This window comes from Gracilibacillus massiliensis (genome assembly GCF_001458115.1).
In the GTDB taxonomy this organism is placed as follows: domain Bacteria; phylum Bacillota; class Bacilli; order Bacillales; family Amphibacillaceae; genus Gracilibacillus; species Gracilibacillus massiliensis.
In genome coordinates this window covers 51,018-74,171 of sequence record NZ_CZRP01000012.1, presented here as the reverse complement: position 1 = coordinate 74,171, position 23,154 = coordinate 51,018, and the positions used below count along the sequence as shown (strand labels likewise).

Genomic DNA, 23,154 nt, shown 5'->3' with positions numbered 1-23,154 from the left:
AAGTTAGCGTCCGTTTATCCGTTACAAAGCTCCTTACTAAACTCGAACCTTCTTATTTAGGATATTTCGGACGTTTACACCGTGATAATATTAAATGGAAGTCTTACGGCCAGCTAGTATCGTGTGAAAGCCAATGAAGATCGGAGTGATATTATGGAAGAACGGTTTGTAGCTACTATGATTCAATGTTATTTTATCGCTTTTGGTGTCATGTTAGGTGGTTCATTTATCGGAAGTATTGGAGCATTCATCGCTGGCGATGCACCGTTCACACATATAAATCGCATTGCAAAAAGCTTAAGAATTTGGGCGATTGTAGCTGCTATCGGTGGCACATTTGATGCGATTTATAATTTTGAAAGAGGACTTATTGAAGGTTCTACCATGGATATGATTAAACAAATTTTCTTGATTATTACTGCCATGGCTGGAGCACATACTGCTTTGTTAATTATTGAGTGGTTGATACAAGAGGAGATTCAATAATGCATATCCCTCCCTATTATAAACGGCCAGCCTTACAACGTTTTTTAGCAGGTATATGTATTGGAACTATTATCGGTTATCTGATTTTTATTTATATGTTTGGTGAATTACAGGAAAAATGGATTGAGGAAAATCTTGCATTAAGAAGTAAATTACAAGATTTAACGCAAACATATGAAACACTGCTTGAAAACCATCAAGCGTTAGATGAGCAGTCCAAAGAGGGTTTACAAGTTAATGAGATCAAGATTAATTTTCTCAATTTAAAAGAGCTAAAACTCGAAAATGACCGGTTAATGATTCATGAACTAGAAGAAGCAATTCGTACAGAAGCAAATCATGCAGTTGGTAAAAATGTAGAAGATATCGCCAATTCAATCGACCTTTTAATCTCAACCATTGAAAATAAAACCATTAATATTGATGACTTTCGTTACCAAGCAGAAGTCTCGCGCGTGATTGTAAATGAAACATTGCAACTGTCTATTCGATTAAAAATTGGAAACTAAAATAGGCTGTCAACAAACAGCCTATTCGTTTAGTTATCAAATCATTACTCACATACTTTTTCTAGATCGGCTAATACTTGATCAACGGTTTCCCATTTATGAATCTTAGCACCTGATGCTAATGGATGGCCTCCTCCTTCATAATTGGCTGCCACCTGGTTAATGACTGGACCTTTTGATCGTACACGCACACGAATCAATTCCTCTTCCTCGACAAAAATAACCCATACTTTAATACCCTCAATGTCACCTAGTACACCTACAACTGAACTAGTTTCTGAAGGTGTTACATCGAATTGATCCAGTATTTCCTTTGTCAATTTCACATGACTTAGTCCATTTTCAGACACACTAATATTTTGTAAAATATAACCTTTTAATCTTGCAATATTCAAATTGGTTTTATACATTTCTTCATACATCTCGGTGCGATCAAAGTCATAAGCAACTAACTCTGATGCATATTGGAATGTTTTTTCAGTTGAGCTAGGAAATAAAAATCGTCCAGTATCGCCAACAATTCCGCAATAAAGCAAGAAGGCTGCCTGATCTGTCATCTGCAACACGTTGTCTTTTTGTTCTTTGAAAAATTGGTAGATCATTTCACTTGTAGAGCTTGCTTTCACATCTACCCATTGAATCTCACCATAAGCATCTACTACAGGATGGTGATCGATTTTGATTATTTCTTTTGCTAATTTGTATCTTTGATCAGAAATACGGGCTTGATTAGCAGTATCACAAACAATTACAAGTGCATTGTCGTATACAGTGTCCTCTATGTTATCCATTTCAGCAAGAAAGGTTAACGATGCTTCCTCTTCACCTACTACGAAAATTGATTTATTCGGAAAACTTGCTTTTAGTATTTCTGCTAAGCCATTTTGTGATCCATATGCATCTGGATCTGGTCGAACATGGCGGTGAATAATGATAGTGTCGTATTGTTTTATTTTTTGTAAGATTTGAGTCGTTGTCATAAATGAGTGCTCCTTTTAGTAAATAATCAATTTAGTCTTTCACTAGTAATTCTATACTAGTCACGATACAATAGAAAAGTATTTTATCTAATAAATCTATCTGGTTGTAGGAGGACTTTACAAGATGGTTATTTTTCCAGTTGTTATTGTGCTATCTTTTATCATATATCTTTATTATAAAGTAATGATTACAAGAGATCATGATCCATTAACGCAAGAAATCAAAAATGCTAAAGCTAGAATCGCGTTAGGTACGTTCATCAGTTTCTTTGGTATTAATCAATATCTATTTTATGAAACACAATTAGCGTTATTTATTGCGCTGTTGTTTCTCTTTATTGGAATTATCCAGGGTTACGGTGGCTTCAAACGATTTAACCATTATAAACATGAATTCAATAAAAGAACAGAAACCAATCAATAATAAAATTATAAAAATTGTTAAGTATTGAGTTTTTGCTTAATGAATAAGTACTGAAGAACCGATGAGATGGTTCTCATCTGCAGTTTGACCACTAATTATCTATAAAATGCCGATGAGGTTGCTTCTCATCGGCATTTTATTCACTTTTTACCCACTATTTCCCGATGAGACTGCTCCTCATCGGCATTTTATTCACTTTTTACCCACGAACTCCCGATGAGACTGCTTCTCGTCGGTATTTTATTCACTTTTTACCCGTTATTTCCCGATGAGACTGCTCCTCGTCGGCATTTCATTCACTTTTCACCCGCGAATTGCCGATGAGACTGCTTCTCGTCGGGATATTAATCACTCTTCACCCGCAAATTGCCGATGATAATCTTTCAAAATTAAGTTTCACGCAGATATTGTCATTAACTGAAAAAAGAAAAAAACACATTGCATCACAATGTGCTTTTTCATATTCGGTTCTATCGATCAATAAGTTGTGCCATAAGCATTGCTTTGCCGACGACTTTTCGATCATGAAATACTTCTACATCTACTTTGGCGGATTTACGGCCTACATCGATGATTTTTGGCTGAAAGGTAACGCTCGTTTCTAATTGGATAGGTTTAATAAAGTAGACTGTTATATTCTCTACTACTAAATCACCTTTTTTCTGATAGCGCAACATTCTGCGTGCCGCTTCTATTACAAATGATACAAACACCCCATATGATAATGTCCCTAATTGATTCGTCATTTGTGGTGTGATTTCAGCTTGATATGTAGAATGATCTGGATCAGCTGCAGAGCGATCAAAATAATTAGAAACAATATCATCGATTGTTTCCCCTACTTGAGGTTGCTTCTGAATATGCTGTAGTGCCTTTAATACGTCTTGACGTGAAATTAAACCTTCTAAATGATGGTGATGATCAACAACGGGCATTATTTCAATACCTTCCCAAACCATCATGTGAGCTGCATAAGCAAGTGATGTTTCTTTCATAACCGTTAATGGATTTCTTGTCATTACTTTTTCGATTAATAAATCCGTTTTTCTTCCAATAACATCCTTGGACGTAACGATTCCTACTACTTTGTTTTTATCGTCAACGACGGGGTACCTGCTGTGGGTTGTTTTTTCTTCCCATTCATACCACTTCGCAACTTGATCTTTCGTCTTTAAATAATAGGTATCATCTACATTGGTATAGATATCATCCACTATTACAATTTCTTTTTTAATAAGTTGGTCGTAAATCGCTCTATTTATCATCGCTGCTACTGTGAAAGTGTCATAACTGGTTGAGATAATTGGCAATTGTTTTTCGTCCGCTAATTGCTTCGCCGTGTCGTCGGTATCAAATCCACCTGTAATAAGAACAGCTGCTCCTTCTTTTAGTGCTAATTGATGTGCTTCTGTGCGGTTACCAACGATCAGCAAAGAATCTTTCTCGGTATAGCGCATCATTGCATCGAGCTTCATCGCACCTATTACAAATTTATTTAAGGTTTTATATAAACCATCTCTACCGCCGAGAACTTGGCCATCGACAATACTAACAATTTCTGCAAAAGTTAAGTTCTCGAAATTTTCTTTATGTTTTCGTTCAATACGAATTGTGCCGACACGCTCTATTGTACTAACTAATCCATTGTTCTCTGCTTCTTTGATGGCACGATAAGCTGTACCTTCACTGACATTTAGCTCTTTCGCAATTTGCCTCACAGATATTTTGTTCCCCACTTTTAAGGATTCAATAAAAGATAAGATTTGTTCATGTTTTGTAGCCAATAGTAGCTCACCATTCTTTCATCTGTACTAGTAATTTATCATCTAATTTTATTATACAGTTCATTATTATAATATTCAATTTTTTCTTGTGATAATATGTATTAATTGTACCCTTCTAAATTATATCCAATACTGTTTTATTGCAAAAATGAGAACTGTATCAATAAAAAAGGATTAGAATATTGATGTGTAATCTACTGATAGGGTATTGGCAATATTTTGTTGATAAAAAAGATAAGGCCAAAGCATTTCGCTTTGACCTCTGCATTCTTTAAATGGTTACGACTTCGCCTGGTTTTAATTCTATTCCTTCGCCTGTTTTTACTTGTTGGCTAAATGCCTCACCATCTTGTTCGATTAATGGGAAAGTATTATAATGCATAGGCACGATTCGTTTAGCTTGTACCCAATCCGCTGCAATTAATGCATCATCTGGTCCCATAGTAAAATTATCACCAATTGGTAAAAAGGCAAGATCAATCTCATTGAGATCACCAATTAGTTTCAAATCAGAGAATAGAGCAGTATCTCCTGCATGATAAATTGTGTTTCCTTCAGCGTAAAGAAGAATTCCTCCAGGCATACCACCATATATTTTGTTGCCGTCTTCATCCTCAAACATCGAACCATGAAAAGCAGGGGTGAATTTCACCTTACCAAAATCAAATTGGTGCGCTCCTCCTATATGCATCGGGTGTGTATTTAAACCGCGAGATTCTAAATAAACAGCTAATTCATTGGGAGCGACTACTAAACAATTTGTTCGTTTTGCAATACTTATTGTATCTCCAACATGATCATTATGACCATGAGTTAACAGAATCACATCTGGTTCTTGAGCATCTGGATCTAAATCGCTCATCGGGTTACCTGATATGAAAGGATCGATCAATATCGTATGTTGTTTGGTTTGAACTTTTACACATGATTGTCCATGAAAAGATACTTTCATTTTTTTAGCACTCCTTTTAAAATGTTCTAGTACAGTTTTACCCTTCAGGAGTGCTATCTAAAACTTGAAATTAATAATATTCCCATGACTTTTCATATAATGGAATTAGAATAGGGTCAATTAAAGTATTAACACCCAGTTCTTTTGGATTACCATTTCTATCAAGGATATTTTGATCTTCATCTTTTCCAAAAGTTGTTAAGCTATGTAGTATCTCTTGTTCTAAATAATTCGTTTCTACTACAATTTCTAACCTCTCTAAATCTATCGATTCTCTACTCGCCATCACAAATCCCCAATTACCAAAGCTTGGCACATCGACATGAAGATTTTCAACATGTAGATCTGTTTCTGAAATCGTATTAGAAATTGTCCAGTATACTTCTCTTGCGAAAACTGGACTTGTAGCTTGTACCATAGCGGTTCCTGATGGATTCAAATGATTCCGGACAAGCGAATAAAACTCTTTGGTATATAATTTATTTAAACTTTCATTATTAGGATCTGGTAAATCTACGATAATAACATCAAACCAATCTTGACTATTCTCTAGGTATTGAAATGCATCTTGATGAACAATGTTTACCCGTTGGTCTTCTAAAGCACCTTCATTTAGTGCACGAAGGTGGGGATTGGTATTAGCTAACTCTACAACTGCTGGGTCTAAATCAACTAAATTTATTTGTTTTACTTCAGAATACTTCAACAATTCTCTAACAACTAGTCCATCTCCACCACCTAATACTAATACCTTTTCTGGTGATTCCGTATTGGCAACGGTCGGATGAACTAACACTTCATGATAACGATGTTCATCTATCGAACTTAACTGTAAGGCTCCGTCTAAATAAAGACGAATATCCTGATCCTGTTTGGTAACTACAATTTTCTGATACTTACTCTCTTCTAAATGAATAATTGGATCTTTATAGATTTTTTGTTCAAATGTGAGAGCTATCGATTCACCAAAAAACAGACCGCCAATTAGAAGTAAAGCAATTACTCCACCGACTATTGCATGTACCCCTTTTTTTACTAATTCTTTTCGAAATAAATAGAGAACTACCAGTGCAACCATTAAATTAATTAATCCTACTAAAAATGCACTTTTAACCATACCTAGTTGTGGTCTCAATAAAAATACAAAAAGCAAACCACCTATCAATCCACCTGCATAATCAGAGAATAATACTCTTGCCGTACTTTTTTGCAAGGTAACACCTATCTGATTTGCTTTTCGAATTAATATTGGCAACTCTACACCCGTTAGCGCACCAACAATCAATGTTATCGAATAAAGGAAAAGCGCATCCGTACCAGACGAGAAAAAAGCAGTGGCACCAAACATTAGAAAACTTGAAAAACCACCAATTAATGCTACAAAAAATTCGATATAAATAAACGATAATACAAGATTTTTTGTGACCTTTTCGCTCAGACTTGCACCTATTCCCATGCCAGTTAAAAATAACGAAATCGTTAGTGTGTATTGCTTCACACCATCACCCAATATATAAGATCCGAGCGCGCCAAACAACACTTCAAAAATAATACCACAAATAGATACAATACCTGATGCCCAATATATAAAATGACTTTGTCTTATCTTGTTTTCTTCCATTTTTGCCACTCCATCATTTATGTGCTAATTTGAAAAGCCTGACCTAATACATGAACGGCCAGGCTTACTATCTTATGTGATCGATGCACCTATAACAAACGCTAAACCAACAGAAACACCAAAGGAAATAATTCCTACTGCGATATTGTTTTCTTTTAATTGCTCTTCCACTGAAAACTTACGTGTTAACCCTTCAAAAATCAGGTATGCTATTAATTGTAAAACAACACCGTAAGCCCCCCATATTAAGGTTTCTACTACATCGATACTGTGATAAATAGCAAAAGCTAGAATAATGCAGATACCGATTATTTTACCAGCAATCGACAACGCTATGGCTTGATTACCACCTTTGACTTGATCCCAATCTTTGTATTTCGTTGTTAACCACTCAAAAATCGTTAAACCTATAATGACAATAATAATTGATACTACAAAATAAATAAATGTAGAAATAAATGGTTCCATATTCAACTCTCCTCTTTAGATTATTTTCCCGAACTTGGGCCACCGCCACGGAATGTGCCCAGTCCTCTGTTTTTTGTTACGCCACCTTTATTATAGCTTCGGGATGTGGAATATCCGCCATAACAATCACTTTTGCTACAATGATTTCTGCGACTCGATACCCAATTATTTCCGAAGATACCATCGAGCATTCTAATTGCAAAATATGTAGTTAAAAAATTAGGTGAATAATTATTTCGAACAAACTGCTCACTGGCTACTTCAATGAACGTTGCATTGTCGATATCTTCACTATCCTTTAAGACAACAAAAAAGCCAGGATAAACAAGAATCTGTTGTCCGTCTTTATAATCAGAGATTTCATCTGGTTGCTTCACATCAGCTAATATGCCTGCTAATTCTTCTACTTCAAATTGCAATGTACCGTATACATTCGCGGTTGTATCTTCTCCTACAACAGAGTCAACGAATGGAAAATTATTGGAAATTAACGTCTCAACATCTCTATTATCGGCACTTTTTAACTTATTTATTATGTCATCTTTTGATTCTGCTACTTCAAGATCTTCTTGTACAACTGCACTAGATTCATCAAATATAGACACATTATCAGAACCACAACCAGCGAGGATAATTGTTAACAACATTAAAACACTTATTACCATTGTTTTTTTCACTTCTCGATCACCTCCCAGACCACTGTAACTTTCAAACTGTAGAAAGAACCTAAAGTCTCACCTTAGGTCCCTTCTTTGTTGTTATTATTACTCTTTTCCTAATTTCTTTTTTAATGCTGCTAACTCGTCATCTACATCACTATTTCCCAATTCTTCAAATTCATCATCAAGGGATTTACTTGCAGAAGACATATCTTCACTCGTTTCTGCTTCTGCTTCAAATTGCATTACTTTTTCTTCCATTCGCTCGAATCCTCGTTTAGAATCATCATTACCAATAGAAGACATCGTGCGATTCATTTTCGTACGAGTTTTGGCAGATTCTGCTCTTGCCTTTAAAGAATCTTTCTTCAATTGCATTTGTTGGTATTCTTTTTTCATTTCATCTAATTTTTCTCTTAGCTGATCTGCATCTTTTCTAGCACGTTCCCATGATTCATTTAAAGTATTCGCTTGAGATTCTTGATCTTTTTTATCTTCTAAAGCGCGGCGTGCTAAATCCTCGTTACCCGCTTCAATCGCCTTTTCAGCTTGAGCTTGACGTTTCTCTACTAATGCTTGAGCATCATCTGCTTTTCTTTTTAACATTTTTTCGTTAGCGATTTGTTTAGCAACTGCGGATTCTACCTCACGAATATCAGATTCCATGTCACGCATAAATTGATCTAGCATTTTAACTGGATCTTCCGCCTTATCTAACATTGAATTTAACTCTGAACCTACTACTGTTTTAACACGTTTAAAAAATTGAAACATTATTTTTCCTCCTTCAAATATTTACATTGAACCAGCAATTATTTTTATTTCATAGGACTCAATCGAATAGCCAATACTTGCTTCCACATCACTATCCCATTCTTCCACACTGATAAAAGAAACTTCATCATGATCACAGTACTCTGCATAGCGAATCCGTTGTCCTGTTAAAGAACTACTTCTTCCTTCACCAGTAACTTGAGCTTGACCACTTTCATCTAGAGAATAGGTTTTGTTATCAAATACAATCTCTTTAGGAAAATCATTTGCTACAGGCAACTGAATTTTTTCATAAATTCCTAGCTCTAAATCATCATCCATCTCAGCGGCTAACCAAATGGTTTTATCCTCACCAAGTAGTTGATAACTGTACCATTTATAGTTACCTTCTTTATAAGTAATTTTCCCTACAACTTCATAGTCCGCTAAATCATATTCAATAATATCCCCCACTTCTACCGAAAGCAAATCCCTTTTATTTACAGTTGCTTTCTCTTCTTTTTTGCCAAATAATTTCGAAAAGAAACCCATTTGGTGCACCTCATTTCATTACTTAATGGGTTGTTACTAATATGTACGATTTGTTTCTAAAAAGGTTTCAGTATTTCAAAAAAAAATTCAATTATTTTCGATGTTGATGGATCACATCTAATCCCCCATTAATATCTACTACTGTTCCGGTAACCATATCTGAGTCATCATCGCAGAAAAATAGTACAGTTCGAGCTATATCTTCTCCTGTGCCAGAACGGCCAATCGGTGTATAGGGGTCCTCTACCTCTCTGCTCTTGTCAATAGACGATTCTTTCATATCCCCCGTAATATCACCTGGACAAACCATATTAGATGTAATTCCATTTTCAGCTTCTTCATAGGCAATCGACTTGGTTAAGGAAACTAGTCCAACTTTTGCAGCTGAAAACGCAGCACGGTTAACCCATCCAGCAGCAGTATTTGCGCTTTGAAAGCCATAGTTAACAATTCGCCCAAATCGATTTTTGCGCATATTGGGAATGGTGAGTTTTAATAAATGAAAAACAGCATCTAAATTACCTCTAATCATTTGATCCCATTCTTCATCTGTATGATCTGTAAGTTTTTTTCTTTCAAAAATAAATGGTCCTGCGTTATTGATTAAATAGTCGATCGATCCAAACTTTTTTACGGCTTTAGTTACAGCGTTTGTTAAGTCTTTTTTATTACAAACATCAACTTGGATAATTTCAATCGATGCTTCCGGGAATCGCTGTTGTAATTGTTTGGCACGATCATTGTCTCTAAAGTAGGTGACCGAGACGGCATGCCCTTTTTTAATAAAACCTTCTGTAACTTTTAATCCAAGGCCTTTTGTTCCTGCCGTAATAAAGGCGTGACCCATGTATTTTCCTCCTCCAACCTACAAACTACACTACATATCCCATGTTACATTATTATAGTAAATTTTTCTATAAATGACTATGTAGATTCATTATAATTTAGTGATAAAATTCTATTTCGATCAGTGAAACTAAACTTGTGACAAATTTAGCTTAAACATTGGCATGCTTGACAGGATATAAAGACTTATCCCGTTAAGACAACCAATTATCCCGTCTACAACATTACATATCCCGCGAAGAAAAAAGAAATCCTTTTCAAAAAAGCACTCGTTCAAAATTATTGTTTTTCTCTGAAGATTGTTTTAATGAGCGCTATTAGTGGTATATGTAGAGTAAGAAACATTTATTCATTCTTTCAAAAGAAAGCGGATACATGTTATAATAATCTTATAGAAACGAAAGGGGATTTCGAGATGACTTTTGAATATGATCGAATATTAGTAGCAGTGGATGGTTCTGATGCTTCAGAACTAGCTTTTAAAAAAGCAGTAGATATTGTACTGCGAAATGATGCTAAAATGTTTTTAGCACATGTCATTGATACAAGAACAATTACAACTGTTGCTCCAGAAGTATATGATCAAACATTAGCAGCTCGATCTGAGAGTTATGCCCAAACATTACTTGATGATTATAAAGAAAAAGCTCGTAACAGAGGAATAAATGATATTACAACTCATGTAGAAATTGGCTCACCCAAAATTAAAATTCCAAAAGATTTAGCTAAAAAGTTTGAAGCAGACCTTATTATTTGTGGTGCCACAGGTATGAATGCTGTAGAAAGATTTTTAATCGGGAGTGTATCAGAAAGTATTACCAGATATGCCAAATCTGATGTGTTAGTTGTTAGAAGTTAATATAATATGAAAAGCGCAGAGCGCCCGTTTAGAAACGTAGCGACTGGAGCGAATCAACTGAGATAAAGGAATCACGGCGAGCTTGCGAGTCGATGATGACTTATCGTAGGGCGATTTGTGAAGTCGCCTAGTTTCTGGGCTCTCGGAGCTAGACATGACAATGCTAATATAATTTCTTTACTAATTACAAAAACCCTGTTTCTAACGAGTTAGAAACAGGGTTTTTATCTTTTATTCTATGTTAAACGTACCGTATCTCTAGCAATCATAACTTCCTCATTGGTCGGAATTACGATGACTTTTACCGGTGAGTGTGGATAATTAACAAACGTTTCTTTTCCGCGGATATTATTTAAACTTGGATCCCAATAAACTCCCATGAATTCAAGTCCTTTCAAGACACGTTCGCGAATGTCTACACTGTTTTCTCCTACACCTGCAGTAAATATAATCGCATCTACTCCATGCATTCTTGCTGCATAGGAACCGATATATTTATGAATCCGTTCAGCAAATACTTGTAAAGCAAGCTCAGCTCGTCCATCGCCACTAATTGCTTTTTCCTGAATATCACGAAGGTCACTAGAAAAACCAGAGAGAGCTAGCATACCGCTTTTTTTATTTAAAACATTCATTACTTCTGAAGCGGTTTGACCGGTTTTTTCCATAATATATGGAATAAGTGCCGGATCAATATTTCCAGATCTCGTTCCCATTGTCACACCAGCTAAAGGTGTAAAGCCCATTGATGTGTCAATTGATTTTCCATTTTCTATTGCTGCGATACTGGCACCATTTCCAAGGTGACAAGATAATAAACGCAATTGTTTTAATGGAAGACCCATTAACTCTGATGCACGTTCGGCAACATATTTATGGGAAGTACCATGAAAACCATATTTACGTATACCATAATCTTGATAATACTCATATGGTAAACTGTATAAATATGATTGCTCAGGCATTGTTTGGTGGAAAGCTGTATCAAATACTGCCACGGCAGGAACATTTGGAAGTACCTCTTGAAAAGCACGAATCCCCGTTAAGTTCGCGGGATTGTGTAATGGCGCTAATTCTGACACCTCTTCAATCTCTTTGATAACTTGTTCTGTAATTACTACAGAATCACTGAACTTCTCTCCACCATGCACAACACGATGACCAATACCTTCTATTTCATCTAAACTCTTAATTACACCAAATGAGATTAATTTATCTAATAACAACTTCACCGCTATTGCATGATCCGCAATATCTCTAGTTTCTTCCTCTTCTTTTTCACCAAATTCAATCGAGAAAACCGAATTTGCAATCCCAATGCGTTCTACTAGTCCTTTTGATAAGACTTTTTCTTCTGGCATTTCTATCAGCTGAAATTTAAGTGAAGAACTACCAGCATTAATAGCTAAAATTTTACGCAACATTTTCATTCCTTTCGATCTGTCTGTTACTTATCCTGTCAAGTGTAACAATGGATTTTTTATTTTTTCAAACATTCCCCACTCCATTTAAACACCGTCAGAATAAGTTTGCAACCGGAATATTCAATGGTAACGTTTCCTTCATAAAATTTTTATTTTCTGATTATTTGCTCTTTTCTGATTTGAACCAATCGTCAATCTTTCTAAGCATATTATGTGTTGCATGAACATCTTTAAAAGAAGGTAATTGCGCCATTAATGTTTGTTTTGGTGGTTTTGTATTTTTTCCCTGCTTTTGTAATACTAAGATACTTTTAGCATGTTGCTCAGAAGAAAACATAGATAACGGTAATTGTAAGAGTGCTAAAATATGTGCATGCTTTTGCAGATACTTTTGTAATGTATCGCTTTGATCACTTGTAAATAAAAAGTTAGGAATCAAAAATAATAAGAAGCCTTCTTCTTTTGTATAATTGATGCTTTGTTCTATAAATAAATGATGTGAATACGTATGTCCCTCTTCAGCACATAAGTCAAACTTTGCAGCATGTTCATCGTCAGGATAATAACCGACAGGCAAATCGGAAACGACGGTATCCACTGGTTCTAAGAATAAAGGTGCTAAACTGTCTTGATGAAAATATTCTATAGATACTTTTTGTAAATTCGCACTTTCTACCGCTAATTGAATTAAGGTAGGGTCGATTTCACTTCCATAACCTTCTATCTTTGCTTCTACTTGATTAATAACAGCTGTTAATAAATTTGCAGCACCACTCGCAGGGTCAAATAAACGAAACGACTTGGATTCCGGTAGTAATTTTTGAATAAAATACCCCATAAACATAGCGACGGAATCCGGTGTCACCACATGTTGGTGTTGGGTAGAACCTTTCATTCCCTTAATTAAGGCTAATTGAATCATCTTGCGAATGTCTTCACTTGTTACTTCATCTTGTGTTAATAGCTCTTTTAATTCTTTGATATGTTGTGCTTGTTGCTCTGTTACATCTACTTCTTCATTTGTTTGAATAACACGCAAGGCCAAAATTAGACTATCTAAGTATGGTTGATTTTCTGTCTCTTCTATCGAATCAGTTAATTTATCTAAATGTGTAAATGCCTTTTCTATATTAAATGACATGTTTCTTTCCCTCCATCAATATTCAAAATGATTCACTGCCTGCATGAATCTACATATGAGACGATCCGTAAATACCTACTCTAACACGGAACTCCCTTTATTATTATGAAGGCAGTGAAATCAAATTGTCTACTGAGAAGCATTATCTTCGACTTTTATTGCTTACTTGATTCTCCTTTTCTCTGTTTAAGCATTTCCATCACTTGATCAATCACTTGTGGTCCTTTATCTAACATTTTTTCATAAACTTTTGTTGTTTCATTCAATGTTATGAGCTCGACACCGTCTCTGTTTGCCACCAAAAATGCAGTAGGTGTGATCGACACTCCTCCACCACTACCACCTCCGAAAGGAATGATCGATTCTGACTCATTATCTTTCTGACTACTTTCTTTACCTTGACCACTTGGAATAAATTCACTACCACCTGAGGCGAAACCAAACTTTACTTTAGATAAAGGGATAATCACACTTCCGTCTGGTACATCTATCGGTTTACCGATCGCAGTGTCTACCTCTATTAACTCTTTTAAATTTTCCATCGTCAAAGACATAAAACCTTCTAATGGATGACTATTTTCATTATTATTTTCTGCCATTTGTTAAGCTCCTTTCACGTTTCTGTTATTTTAATTTTCGAATCTCTTTGATAGTTTTACTCAATTTGACAGATATCATGCACTCACCAGTGGATTGAAAGCTATTTTGTTCAAAATCCGCTCCGATCACTATTTCTGATCGATCCTTTTGGTTATAGACGGAACTAACCGATTCGTTGATTATTTTTAAAAAAACGTATAAATAAGCAGTAATTGCCGGGTCATCTGTTGCGACCATCGTATTAGAATTTATATGTTCAAGCTTGGATGCACGCATTATTTTTTTAAATGACTGATATTTTTCACGCCAGTTACTTTTTTGTTGATCAACAGAAGGAAGCTCCCACTCTGTAAAGTCAATATTTTTTTGATAAAACGAAATCTTTAAGACATTTGCAGAAACTTGCAAATATTTTTCTTTTTCGTCTATTTGCCAAATTAATTTTATATAAATCCGCAATTGTAAAATAACGATAAACATAGTTATGAAAACAGCAAAAATAGCCAATAATAAGAAAATCATTTCGATATCACCTCCACTACTATTATTTACAAATTGATACAGAATTATCATACTTATTAATAGGATACCGATCCAAACCATGATAAGATTAACTCAGTTACATAGAGTAAGGAGGCAATAGTATGGATAACAGAAAAAATTTATATTTCTATTACAAAAAAAATGATGAGATTATAGAAAAGTTGAAACCTTTATTTAAGTATGTGGATGAACATGGATTTTCAATCGTAGAGGACTCGAAAGATGCTAATATTGTTATCAGTGTTGGTGGAGACGGAGAGTTCTTACAAGCGGTGCGACATACTGGATTCCGTCAAGACTGTTTATATTTAGGAATCACCCAAAAAGACGAATCTGGTTTGTATTGTGATTTTGACATTGATCATTATGATCAGATGGTGGATTCCATGAAGGATAATTCGATAGAAGTTCGCCGCTTTCCTGTGATTGATGTAACCATTAATGGTGAATCGACATTCCATTGTTTGAATGAAGCAGCTATTCGATCTGCTATCATCAAAACAATTGTTATTGATGTATCAATTGATGATAATCATTTTGAACGTTTTCGTGGAGATGGATTGATCGTAGCGACTCCAACTGGAAGTACCGGATACAATAAGTCAACAACCGGAGCTGTCATTGATCCAAAAATACCTTGTATGCAGGTCACAGAACTTGCATCGTTAAACAATAATCGCTACCGTACCTTAGGTTCTTCTTTTATTCTAAATCAGGATCGCAAATTACGTCTGGAAGTCATCCAAGATGGTAACGATTATCCGATTGTCGGGCTTGATAATGAAGCATATTCTATCCGTAATATTCATTCATTGACGATTCAATTAAGTGATAAGCGAATTAAAACAGTGAAGCTGAAAAACAACTCCTTTTGGGATAGAGTACAGCGCACATTCCTATAACTTGAATAGAATCAGAAAAATCCAAACGGTCGAATCGTTTGGATTTTTATTCGTAGTAGGAAGATACTGCACAATAATTGATAGTGGACGACCGGTAACACCGTGATAAACCAAAAGTTGTTCCTCATTTTTCCAATTTTGATAGGAGGGGTTTTAAGTAAAAACTTGCTTATTAGGTTTTGCCCATATTAAGTTTACGATATCTGACCAATAACGTTCACTATGATCAACTTGAAGATAAGATTCGTCTATTAATTTTTTTATATTTCTATTACAATGACATCCAGCGATTTTAGTATGGAGTGGGTCAATCATTTTTTTGGCAAAGGACAGAAATTGATTAGAGCTCAAACCATGTTCCATTAATAATATGCTCCCATCCTTACGACACCAACCATTAAATTTATTTAATGTTGCAATTGGTTCAGGATAACTGCAAAGTGAAAGGGTTGAAACAATGCAATCATAGGAATTTTGCTCCATCAATAACTTATCTACATCATTTTGAATAAATTCTACCTTCAATTGATACGTTGATGCTGCTCGTTTGGCGCTTTTAATCATCTCTGAACTGAAATCCACTGCTGTTATCTCCACGTTTTTTTTATTATAATAAGGAAAGTTCGCCCCTGCCCCAACACCGACTTCTAAAACTTTTCCATATGCGTTTTTTATTATCTTTTTTCTCAATTCATTAAACTTTTGATTCTTTCCAGTATTTTCATATATCTTTACCTGTTTATCATATTTTCTAATTCGCTGATCTTTTTCCATTTTTCACCCCTTAGTAACTACTATTTTAAAATAAATTAGTTTTTGTCTTTACCACCCATTGGCTGAAAAGTACTTATTCTCTCCATCCCTGTAATAATTGGTTTCGCACGTTCAATTAATAATTGAGTAGCTTCAAGTGATAAAGATGCTTGATGGGCATTTTCATTACTCCAAATCTCATAAACAAATACTGAATTAGGCTCCTCCTCCGAAATATTCACAAGATACTTTTCGCATTCTTTCAATTTTTGCATAGAATCAGCAGCTTCTAACAATATAGAGACTAATCTGTCACGCTCCCCCTCTTTCACTAAAAACTTACCAAACAAGCCAAATTTACTCATTCTTATTCACCCTTTCAACTATATTTCCCCATGGATTCTTTTGGGAATTGTTGTTATCTGTATAATAACATAGAACTATGTGAACTACTCCCACCACTTACCACCCTTACGGGTTGCTTGAAGTGGGGGCTTCTTGGGTAATTGCCACTTTTGGTAGCTGACGAAATTTACCAAGCTAACCCTCTTGTTCCAAGAGTTCTTCTTATCATTAGGCACTCGCTAATAAGCGCATGCCTTCTTTTTTGATATTGAGTGCTGCGTTGTAATCTCGATCAAGCTTTAGTCCACACGAACAAGCATATACCCTCATGTTCATTGGCATGGGTTGAATATTTCCACAACTCGAACATGTTTTGGAAGATGGAAACCATTTGTCCACTTTGATAAGATGTTTCCCTTGTTCTTTTAGTTTGTACTTTAAGAATGAAGTGAACATTCCCCATCCATTATCAGCGACGCTTTTACCGAATTGAAGTGCTTGTGACATTCCCTTCATGTCTAAATCTTCTATGACAACCGCATCATAGTGCGTTACTAACTCCTTTGATAGATGGTGAAGAAAATGCTTACGTTGGTTCGCGACTTTTTCTTGCATGTTAACTACTCGAATACGTTGTTTGTTCCAATTGGAAGAGCCTTTCTTTTTACGAGATAGTTTACGTTGTTCAATCGCTAATTTACCAAGCATTTGTCGATAAAACTTTGGGTAATTGGCTTTCTTACCGTCGCTATCAACAAACAGCCCGTCCATCATAAAGTCTAAGCCAACCATTGTGTGGATTTCCTTAGGACTGATCTGCTTTTCGTACGCTGTGAGAATAGAAATATAGTATTTTCCTGAGGAAGTTATAGATAAGGTGCAAGATTTGAGTATATGTTCGGAAGGTATCTCTCTATGTTGTTTCATTTTGAGCCTTTTCAATTTCGGTAATTGGATATAACCATTTAACAATTGAATATTCCCATTCACAACATTCGTGGTGTAGCTTTGCTGGTGTCGTTTACTTTTGAATTTGGGGAACTTGGCAATTCCCCTAAAGAATGCTTTATAAGCTTTATCTAAGTTTCGTTGAGCGTTTGCCAAAGCTAAAGAATCTACTTCCTTTAACCAGTCATATTCTTGTTTATATTTGGCAAGTGTAGGAAGTTTCACCTTTTTTAATGTCTCTTTATCATCTTTTAGGTGGTCATACGTTTCTTTTCGTTCAGCTAACATTTTGTTATAAACAAAACGAACACAACCAAAGGTTTTATGTATCAACAACGCCTGTTCCTCCGTTGGATACACTCGAAACTTATAGGCCTTGTTTTGTTTCGTCATATCCATCACCTCTTTCTAATAATTATTATAGAACACAAGTTCGGTAATTGCAACTACTTTGGGATATCTCCCAACCAACATTCATCTCCCCCCTTACCGTTGGGCTATGCCCTTCACACGCTTGAAGAGGGAAACTTCTGTCGGAAGTACGTTAAATATTTCTAGAAAATCTAATATTTGTTTCCAACCATTAAACCTGATTTTGCAAAATGGTATGGATATCAATGAACCTAAAAATAGCATACCTACTACTAAATATTGGGTATGCTATCCTATAAGTTTATTCAGTTTGAAAGTTGAACTATTTATTTCCTATCCTCTTTTTGGTACATGATTTCACCGTTTACAATCGTAGTTTTTACATCCACTTGGTGAAATTTGTCCGGATCGATTTTGAATAAGTCTTCTTCTAAAATGGTGAAATCGGCTACGAATCCAGGTTTAATCATACCTCGATCATGTGCATGGTCAATTACATATGCACTCCCTTTGGTATAGAGCGATATAGCCTCATAAACCGAAAGTCTTTCCTGTTCACCATAAATTTCACCATCTATATTAGATCTCCTTGTTACAGCTGCTTGAATTCCCAAAAGGGGATTTACTTCTTCAATTGGAGCATCTGAACCAGCTGCACAAGCTATCCCTTTTTCGATATAAGTCCTCCATGGATATGATTTGGATGTACGTTGCTCACCTAATCTTTCTTTTACCCACGGAAAATCGGATGCTACGAAAGAAGGTTGAATATCCAATACAACTGGAATATCGGTTAAATCTTTGAGTAAGTTATCATTCATGATTTGAGCATGTATAATTCGGTCTTTTAATCCGTTATCAAGTGGATATTTCTTGATACATGTGACCACTTCTTCTACTGCCCTATCTCCAATTGCATGCACCGCTATTGGATGTTTATGCTTTCTTGCCTTCTGAAAAAGTAATTCTAAATCTTGACGTCTGTGGATCGGTATTCCCTCATTAGAACGATCATCATGATATGGCTCACTTAACCATGCCGTGCGACCACCTAACGCTCCATCAGAGAATATTTTCATTGCTCCAAGTGTTGTATATTCTCCTCCACTTCCATATTGATAGCCATTATTCAACATGTCATCAAATACCAGATGATGGACTAACAGGTGTGCTCTAAATTTATACTTAACAGGTAATATTTCTTGATATGCTCTTAAAGTTCGCTCAAAACCACCGTAATAGGATAAGTCCTCACTATGACCACCTACTAAGCCTAAGCGAAGTAGATCTTTGATAGCGACCTCTACTGTTTGCTTTAATTTCTTTTCGGTAATTGGCGGCATAACCGATTTGATTAATTCCTGTGCCTGATCCAATAGATATCCAGTAGGTTCACCAATTTGATTTCGGACAATTTTACCGCCTTGAGGGTCTACTGTCTCAGGAGTAATACCAGCTAAATCTAGAGCTATTGAGTTTACGATTATCGCATGACGACATATTCGAGTTAAAATGATCGGATGCTCTGAAGAAATTTCATCAAGCTCTTCTTTGGCAATTACCCTTGGATCTGCCCATTGATTTTCATTCCAACCATCAGCAATTAACCATTCCTCTGGCTCCAATTCTTCTACTTTTTCTTTTAGTGCTTGCAATACCTCTTCCGCAGACTCCATCGCTGATAAATCAAGGTGCAATATTTTTTCTCCATGTCCAATAATATGTAAATGGCTGTCGACAAAGCCTGGATACATAACCGCACCTTTCAAATCATGTTCATTTGTTATATGATAAGATTTTCGCAAATCTGTTTCTTTTCCGACATTGACAATCATTCCATCTTCAATATATATTGCTTCCACTGTTGATGACCTATCTTCCATTGAATAAATCGTGCCACCAAATAAGAGCGTACCCATAAATATCACCTAACCTATGCCTTGTAGTCTTCTGATAATATGATATAACGATAGCAAAAACTTTTAAATAAGAAAAGGATAGTGCATTTAGCACTACCCTTCGTATTAACTGAAGTAGCCAATATCAATATTTTTTTATTGATACAAGCTATTTCGTTTCATTTCAAGTAATCTCATTATTGATTTGCTTGACCATTTAATTGTTGTTCAGCCATTTGTACTAGACGTTTAGTGATTTCTCCACCAACTGAACCATTAGCACGTGAAGTGGTATCAGCACCTAAACTTACACCGAATTCTTGTGCAATCTCGTATTTCATTTGATCTAAAGCCTGGCTTACTCCTGGCACTACTAAGTTGTTTGAACTGTTGTTGTTCGCCATTTGCTTTCACCTCCTCTTGACTACACTACTATGATGTACTTTTGGAGGCGATCTCATGCATGACTTTTACTGGTAGTTGTTGGACAATCAACCAAGAGTTAGAGTAAATCATCTAACTCTTGTTCTTGTTTTTCTTTCAGTTCTATTTTTACTGTTTCGGTAGCTTCTAATATTTCCTCAATGTCTTGTTCGAATGCTATATTTGCTTCAAATTGCTCTACTTTTTCTAATCGTGGTTTTGTTTTTGGATCTTTTGGTACAAAGACTGTACAGCAATCCTCATAAGGACGAATGGAAATATCGTACATATTGATTTGTTCTGAAATACTAATAATTTCTTCTTTGTCCATTGCAACTAATGGACGAATGACAGGGTAGTTGGTCACCGCATTTATGGCATGCATGCTTTCCATTGTCTGACTAGCTACTTGTCCCAGACTTTCCCCTGTGATCAGTGACAAAATACCTTCTTTCTTTGCAACAGCTTCACTTATTCTCATCATCATTCTTCTCATTACTGTCATCGAGTAACCATGTGGTATTTCACGATGTATCTTTTGTTGAAGTGCAGTGAACGGTACAATATGAACCTTCAAAGAATGACCATAGAACGAAAGTTTCTCAGCTAAATCAAGCACTTTTTCTTTTGCTCTCTCACTCGTATATGGAGGCGAATGAAAATGGATTGCCTCTAACTGGACACCACGTTTCATTGTTAAATAACCTGCTACAGGACTATCAATTCCACCAGATAAAAGTAGCAATGATTTTCCAGAGGAACCAACTGGCAATCCAGCAGCACCTTGAATTTTCTTTGAAGTAAGATACGTAGCTTCTGTCCGTATATCCACCGTAATTTCTAAATCAGGTTGATGAACATCTACTGTTATACCTTCTGTATTGGATAACAAGTATCCGCCTAACACATGATTAAATTCTTGCGATCCTATTGGAAAATCTTTATTGGATCTTTTTGTCGTTATTTTAAAAGTTTCAACATTTTCCGTTTCTATTAACAACTTTAACGCTTGTTCCTTTATATCTTCTACTTCATTTGCAACTTTAATAGCCAAACTCATATTTTGAATACCAAAAATGTTACGACATATCTCAATGATTGGTTCGGGGTCCTCACCATTTAACACAATGTACATACGGTCACGTTTCTTCTCTACTTTAATAGCAGGAAAGCTTCTTAATGCTTGACGAACATTTTGTGCTAATTGCGTAGTAAATAACTTTCGATTTCTTCCCTTTAATGTTAATTCCCCATATCTTATAACTATATGATTATATTGCATACTATCTACCCCATTACTTTCCCTAAGTTTTTAATAACAACATCCAATTTTTTACATAAAAAATCAATGTCTTGCTCTGAAGTATGATAAGACATACTAACTCGCAGACCAGAAATAGCGACATTGCGATCCTTACCACATGCAATTAATACTGCACTTTCGTCACTACTTTTAGACGAACAAGCGGATTTAGTGGAAATATAAATATCGTATTGCTCTAAAGCGTGAATGACTACTTCTGGTTTTAAGCCTGGAACAGAGAAATTAACGATATGTGGTGCTTTTTTCTCTTTTGGTGTATTGATTACGATTCGTTTATTTCCTTCTAAATGATCGATTAACTTTCGGTGTAAAATGTCTACTGTTTTTATATTTGATTGCTGTTCTTTTGCGATCCGCATTGCCTTTACGAGAGCAACGATACCAGCAACATTTTCTGTACCGGAACGGATAGACCTTTCCTGTCCACCACCATGTGCCAGCGAATACAAGCGAACACCATTTCTAACATAAAGTAGCCCTGTCCCTTTCAATCCATGGATTTTATGGCCTGAAATAGTACATAAATCGATATGGCAATGGTTAAAATCTAAATCAACTTTGCCGAAACCTTGAACATGATCAACATGAAACAGAGCTTTTGGATATTGTTTCAAAGTCTCACCGATTTCTTTTATCGGTTGAATTGAGCCTATTTCATTATTTACATGCATAATTGTTACTAATATCGTATCTTCTCTTATTTCTTGTTTTAATGTTTCTATATTAATAATACCTGATTGATCTACCTCTAAATAACTGACTTCGAAACCTAACGTTTCTAACCCCTGGCATGCTTCTAGTACCGATGGATGCTCTGTAGTCGACGTTATAATATGTTTTCCGCGATTTTTATGTTGCAAGGCAATTCCTTTTATTGCTAGGTTATTTCCTTCAGTACCACCTGATGTGAAAATAATTTCGTGGGGGTTCACTTCTAGTATCGAAGCTGCCTGTTCACGAGACTTTCTCAAAAGTCGTTCAGCATCCATCCCAATTCCATGAATGGAAGAAGGATTCCCAAAAAATTGTGTCGCTGCTTTTGTATAACTATCCAATACTTGTCGATCAGGTTGTGTTGTTGCACTGTTATCTAAATAAATCATTCGAATCCCTCTTTTTCTAAACACATTGCTATATCTTATCATATTTTATCAATCGTGAAAATATGGGAAAGGAAGTTGAATTACAATAGAAAAGATATTCCTAAGAAATAAGGAATATCTTTAGTATATCCGAAACACACATTAGAATTTGATATTTAAAGCTGATAATAATTCATCAATGGATACCTTGTTGTCATCCGTAAGTTGGAGTGGGATATCCTGTAATGTTTTATTACTCTCTTGCGGTTCTTTTTGATTTACAACTTGCTTCACTTCATCGTTTCGAGGTGCATTTTTAGTGCGAAATACAAAATTTGCATTTTTCAATTGTTTTGAATCTGTCATTTGTGTATGTTCTTCTGCATAAATGTATGTGTTTCGGTCAACATCTAAGTAAAAAAACAACACAACTACCCAAGTGGTTACTGTGATAAGTGATAAAGCTGTCACCAACCATTTCATGATGTCTTCCCGCCCTTACCAAA

General features: G+C 35.5%; 26 protein-coding genes. 5 read left to right on the top strand and 21 right to left on the bottom strand.

Annotated elements, in window-relative coordinates; translation table 11 throughout:
• The first annotated feature begins 153 nt into the window (after positions 1 to 153).
• Together BN3107_RS07975 and ytrI are read left to right on the top strand one after the other, a co-directional pair.
• On the top strand, positions 154 to 486 hold the full coding sequence (locus tag BN3107_RS07975; RefSeq protein WP_058307113.1) for a YtrH family sporulation protein: 333 nt from the start codon (positions 154 to 156) through the stop codon (positions 484 to 486).
• Positions 486 to 995 (top strand): sporulation membrane protein YtrI, encoded by a 510-nt coding sequence (gene ytrI, locus BN3107_RS07970; protein ID WP_058307112.1) that lies wholly within the window; start codon positions 486 to 488, stop codon positions 993 to 995. Before BN3107_RS07975 ends, ytrI begins: the two co-directional genes overlap by 1 nt.
• Positions 996 to 1,039: 44 nt before the next feature.
• Here ytrI and BN3107_RS07965 read toward each other — a convergent pair whose 3' ends face one another.
• Positions 1,040 to 1,975, bottom strand: a complete 936-nt coding sequence (locus BN3107_RS07965) for a DHH family phosphoesterase (protein WP_058307111.1) — start codon at positions 1,973 to 1,975, stop codon at positions 1,040 to 1,042.
• 124 nt (positions 1,976 to 2,099) lie between these two features.
• Between BN3107_RS07965 and BN3107_RS07960 the strand changes: the two genes are divergently transcribed.
• Positions 2,100 to 2,399 (top strand): YtpI family protein, encoded by a 300-nt coding sequence (locus BN3107_RS07960; protein WP_058307110.1) that lies wholly within the window; start codon positions 2,100 to 2,102, stop codon positions 2,397 to 2,399.
• A 470-nt stretch (positions 2,400 to 2,869) separates the two neighbouring features.
• Here BN3107_RS07960 and BN3107_RS07955 read toward each other — a convergent pair whose 3' ends face one another.
• The 8 genes from BN3107_RS07955 to BN3107_RS07920 all read right to left on the bottom strand — a co-directional run bounded on the left by BN3107_RS07955 (position 2,870) and on the right by BN3107_RS07920 (position 10,035).
• Entirely contained in the window at positions 2,870 to 4,183 is a 1,314-nt protein-coding gene (locus BN3107_RS07955; RefSeq protein ID WP_058307109.1) for a DRTGG domain-containing protein, read from the bottom strand.
• A gap of 271 nt (positions 4,184 to 4,454) precedes the next feature.
• A complete protein-coding gene (locus tag BN3107_RS07950) occupies positions 4,455 to 5,135 on the bottom strand; it encodes a metal-dependent hydrolase (RefSeq protein WP_058307108.1) in 681 nt (226 codons plus the stop codon).
• Between the two features lie 70 nt (positions 5,136 to 5,205).
• On the bottom strand, positions 5,206 to 6,756 hold the full coding sequence (locus BN3107_RS07945) for a polyamine aminopropyltransferase (RefSeq protein ID WP_058307107.1): 1,551 nt from the start codon (positions 6,754 to 6,756) through the stop codon (positions 5,206 to 5,208).
• A 72-nt stretch (positions 6,757 to 6,828) separates the two neighbouring features.
• Positions 6,829 to 7,224, bottom strand: a complete 396-nt coding sequence (locus BN3107_RS07940) for a DUF350 domain-containing protein (RefSeq protein WP_058307106.1) — start codon at positions 7,222 to 7,224, stop codon at positions 6,829 to 6,831.
• A gap of 20 nt (positions 7,225 to 7,244) precedes the next feature.
• On the bottom strand, positions 7,245 to 7,901 hold the full coding sequence (locus BN3107_RS07935) for a DUF4247 domain-containing protein (protein WP_231735276.1): 657 nt from the start codon (positions 7,899 to 7,901) through the stop codon (positions 7,245 to 7,247).
• An 87-nt stretch (positions 7,902 to 7,988) separates the two neighbouring features.
• Positions 7,989 to 8,657 carry a PspA/IM30 family protein gene (locus tag BN3107_RS07930; protein ID WP_058307105.1) on the bottom strand — a complete coding sequence of 223 codons (669 nt, stop codon included), beginning with the start codon at positions 8,655 to 8,657 and terminating at the stop codon, positions 7,989 to 7,991.
• A 21-nt stretch (positions 8,658 to 8,678) separates the two neighbouring features.
• The gene (locus BN3107_RS07925) at positions 8,679 to 9,188 is read right to left on the bottom strand and encodes a DUF4178 domain-containing protein (protein ID WP_058307104.1); all 510 of its coding nucleotides are present in this window, start codon (positions 9,186 to 9,188) and stop codon (positions 8,679 to 8,681) included.
• 91 nt (positions 9,189 to 9,279) lie between these two features.
• A complete protein-coding gene (locus BN3107_RS07920) occupies positions 9,280 to 10,035 on the bottom strand; it encodes an SDR family oxidoreductase (protein ID WP_058307103.1) in 756 nt (251 codons plus the stop codon).
• A gap of 414 nt (positions 10,036 to 10,449) precedes the next feature.
• On the opposite strand from BN3107_RS07920, the gene BN3107_RS07915 reads away from it, so the two are divergent.
• Complete coding sequence (locus tag BN3107_RS07915; protein WP_058307102.1) at positions 10,450 to 10,893, top strand: universal stress protein; 444 nt, start codon at positions 10,450 to 10,452, stop codon at positions 10,891 to 10,893.
• A 236-nt stretch (positions 10,894 to 11,129) separates the two neighbouring features.
• On the opposite strand, the gene BN3107_RS07910 is transcribed toward BN3107_RS07915, so the two are convergent.
• The 4 genes from BN3107_RS07910 to BN3107_RS07895 form a co-directional block, all read right to left on the bottom strand.
• Positions 11,130 to 12,314: an acetate kinase gene (locus BN3107_RS07910; protein WP_058307101.1), complete on the bottom strand. Its 1,185-nt coding sequence runs from the start codon at positions 12,312 to 12,314 to the stop codon at positions 11,130 to 11,132.
• 163 nt (positions 12,315 to 12,477) lie between these two features.
• Positions 12,478 to 13,458, bottom strand: coding sequence for a class I SAM-dependent methyltransferase (locus tag BN3107_RS07905; RefSeq protein WP_058307100.1), 981 nt, complete (start codon positions 13,456 to 13,458; stop codon positions 12,478 to 12,480).
• Positions 13,459 to 13,613: 155 nt separating this feature from the next.
• Positions 13,614 to 14,057, bottom strand: a complete 444-nt coding sequence (ytfJ, locus tag BN3107_RS07900; protein WP_058307099.1) for a GerW family sporulation protein — start codon at positions 14,055 to 14,057, stop codon at positions 13,614 to 13,616.
• A 25-nt stretch (positions 14,058 to 14,082) separates the two neighbouring features.
• Complete coding sequence (locus tag BN3107_RS07895) at positions 14,083 to 14,580, bottom strand: hypothetical protein (RefSeq protein WP_058307098.1); 498 nt, start codon at positions 14,578 to 14,580, stop codon at positions 14,083 to 14,085.
• 122 nt (positions 14,581 to 14,702) lie between these two features.
• On the opposite strand from BN3107_RS07895, the gene BN3107_RS07890 reads away from it, so the two are divergent.
• Positions 14,703 to 15,503 (top strand): NAD kinase, encoded by an 801-nt coding sequence (locus BN3107_RS07890; RefSeq protein ID WP_058307097.1) that lies wholly within the window; start codon positions 14,703 to 14,705, stop codon positions 15,501 to 15,503.
• A gap of 153 nt (positions 15,504 to 15,656) precedes the next feature.
• On the opposite strand, the gene BN3107_RS07885 is transcribed toward BN3107_RS07890, so the two are convergent.
• The 8 genes from BN3107_RS07885 to BN3107_RS07850 all read right to left on the bottom strand — a co-directional run bounded on the left by BN3107_RS07885 (position 15,657) and on the right by BN3107_RS07850 (position 23,131).
• On the bottom strand, positions 15,657 to 16,277 hold the full coding sequence (locus tag BN3107_RS07885) for a class I SAM-dependent methyltransferase (protein ID WP_058307096.1): 621 nt from the start codon (positions 16,275 to 16,277) through the stop codon (positions 15,657 to 15,659).
• A 35-nt stretch (positions 16,278 to 16,312) separates the two neighbouring features.
• The gene (locus tag BN3107_RS07880; protein ID WP_058307095.1) at positions 16,313 to 16,621 is read right to left on the bottom strand and encodes a putative quinol monooxygenase; all 309 of its coding nucleotides are present in this window, start codon (positions 16,619 to 16,621) and stop codon (positions 16,313 to 16,315) included.
• 208 nt (positions 16,622 to 16,829) lie between these two features.
• Positions 16,830 to 17,942 (bottom strand): RNA-guided endonuclease TnpB family protein, encoded by a 1,113-nt coding sequence (locus BN3107_RS07875; protein WP_058307094.1) that lies wholly within the window; start codon positions 17,940 to 17,942, stop codon positions 16,830 to 16,832.
• A gap of 305 nt (positions 17,943 to 18,247) precedes the next feature.
• Positions 18,248 to 19,840, bottom strand: coding sequence for an amidohydrolase (locus BN3107_RS07870; RefSeq protein WP_058307093.1), 1,593 nt, complete (start codon positions 19,838 to 19,840; stop codon positions 18,248 to 18,250).
• Between the two features lie 176 nt (positions 19,841 to 20,016).
• Positions 20,017 to 20,223, bottom strand: coding sequence for an alpha/beta-type small acid-soluble spore protein (locus BN3107_RS07865; RefSeq protein ID WP_058307092.1), 207 nt, complete (start codon positions 20,221 to 20,223; stop codon positions 20,017 to 20,019).
• Between the two features lie 98 nt (positions 20,224 to 20,321).
• Complete coding sequence (thiI, locus tag BN3107_RS07860) at positions 20,322 to 21,524, bottom strand: tRNA uracil 4-sulfurtransferase ThiI (protein WP_058307091.1); 1,203 nt, start codon at positions 21,522 to 21,524, stop codon at positions 20,322 to 20,324.
• Positions 21,525 to 21,529: 5 nt separating this feature from the next.
• The gene (locus BN3107_RS07855; RefSeq protein WP_058307090.1) at positions 21,530 to 22,669 is read right to left on the bottom strand and encodes a cysteine desulfurase family protein; all 1,140 of its coding nucleotides are present in this window, start codon (positions 22,667 to 22,669) and stop codon (positions 21,530 to 21,532) included.
• Between the two features lie 141 nt (positions 22,670 to 22,810).
• A complete protein-coding gene (locus tag BN3107_RS07850) occupies positions 22,811 to 23,131 on the bottom strand; it encodes a hypothetical protein (protein ID WP_058307089.1) in 321 nt (106 codons plus the stop codon).
• Positions 23,132 to 23,154: the final 23 nt, after the last annotated feature.

Excerpts from the sequence above, each read along its gene's own strand:
- BN3107_RS07890 (WP_058307097.1), top strand. The coding sequence starts at position 14,703 with ATGGATAACAGAAAAAATTTATATTTCTATTACAAAAAAAATGATGAG.
- ytfJ (WP_058307099.1), bottom strand. The coding sequence starts at position 14,057 with ATGGCAGAAAATAATAATGAAAATAGTCATCCATTAGAAGGTTTTATG.
- BN3107_RS07905 (WP_058307100.1), bottom strand. The coding sequence starts at position 13,458 with ATGTCATTTAATATAGAAAAGGCATTTACACATTTAGATAAATTAACT.
- ytrI (WP_058307112.1), top strand. The coding sequence starts at position 486 with ATGCATATCCCTCCCTATTATAAACGGCCAGCCTTACAACGTTTTTTA.
- BN3107_RS07850 (WP_058307089.1), bottom strand. The coding sequence starts at position 23,131 with ATGAAATGGTTGGTGACAGCTTTATCACTTATCACAGTAACCACTTGG.
- BN3107_RS07930 (WP_058307105.1), bottom strand. The coding sequence starts at position 8,657 with ATGTTTCAATTTTTTAAACGTGTTAAAACAGTAGTAGGTTCAGAGTTA.
- BN3107_RS07965 (WP_058307111.1), bottom strand. The coding sequence starts at position 1,975 with ATGACAACGACTCAAATCTTACAAAAAATAAAACAATACGACACTATC.
- BN3107_RS07855 (WP_058307090.1), bottom strand. The coding sequence starts at position 22,669 with ATGATTTATTTAGATAACAGTGCAACAACACAACCTGATCGACAAGTA.
- BN3107_RS07940 (WP_058307106.1), bottom strand. The coding sequence starts at position 7,224 with ATGGAACCATTTATTTCTACATTTATTTATTTTGTAGTATCAATTATT.
- BN3107_RS07865 (WP_058307092.1), bottom strand. The coding sequence starts at position 20,223 with ATGGCGAACAACAACAGTTCAAACAACTTAGTAGTGCCAGGAGTAAGC.
- BN3107_RS07895 (WP_058307098.1), bottom strand. The coding sequence starts at position 14,580 with ATGATTTTCTTATTATTGGCTATTTTTGCTGTTTTCATAACTATGTTT.
- BN3107_RS07950 (WP_058307108.1), bottom strand. The coding sequence starts at position 5,135 with ATGAAAGTATCTTTTCATGGACAATCATGTGTAAAAGTTCAAACCAAA.
- BN3107_RS07945 (WP_058307107.1), bottom strand. The coding sequence starts at position 6,756 with ATGGAAGAAAACAAGATAAGACAAAGTCATTTTATATATTGGGCATCA.
- BN3107_RS07915 (WP_058307102.1), top strand. The coding sequence starts at position 10,450 with ATGACTTTTGAATATGATCGAATATTAGTAGCAGTGGATGGTTCTGAT.
- BN3107_RS07880 (WP_058307095.1), bottom strand. The coding sequence starts at position 16,621 with ATGAGTAAATTTGGCTTGTTTGGTAAGTTTTTAGTGAAAGAGGGGGAG.
- BN3107_RS07875 (WP_058307094.1), bottom strand. The coding sequence starts at position 17,942 with ATGACGAAACAAAACAAGGCCTATAAGTTTCGAGTGTATCCAACGGAG.
- BN3107_RS07960 (WP_058307110.1), top strand. The coding sequence starts at position 2,100 with ATGGTTATTTTTCCAGTTGTTATTGTGCTATCTTTTATCATATATCTT.
- BN3107_RS07975 (WP_058307113.1), top strand. The coding sequence starts at position 154 with ATGGAAGAACGGTTTGTAGCTACTATGATTCAATGTTATTTTATCGCT.
- BN3107_RS07885 (WP_058307096.1), bottom strand. The coding sequence starts at position 16,277 with ATGGAAAAAGATCAGCGAATTAGAAAATATGATAAACAGGTAAAGATA.
- thiI (WP_058307091.1), bottom strand. The coding sequence starts at position 21,524 with ATGCAATATAATCATATAGTTATAAGATATGGGGAATTAACATTAAAG.
- BN3107_RS07870 (WP_058307093.1), bottom strand. The coding sequence starts at position 19,840 with ATGGGTACGCTCTTATTTGGTGGCACGATTTATTCAATGGAAGATAGG.
- BN3107_RS07925 (WP_058307104.1), bottom strand. The coding sequence starts at position 9,188 with ATGGGTTTCTTTTCGAAATTATTTGGCAAAAAAGAAGAGAAAGCAACT.
- BN3107_RS07920 (WP_058307103.1), bottom strand. The coding sequence starts at position 10,035 with ATGGGTCACGCCTTTATTACGGCAGGAACAAAAGGCCTTGGATTAAAA.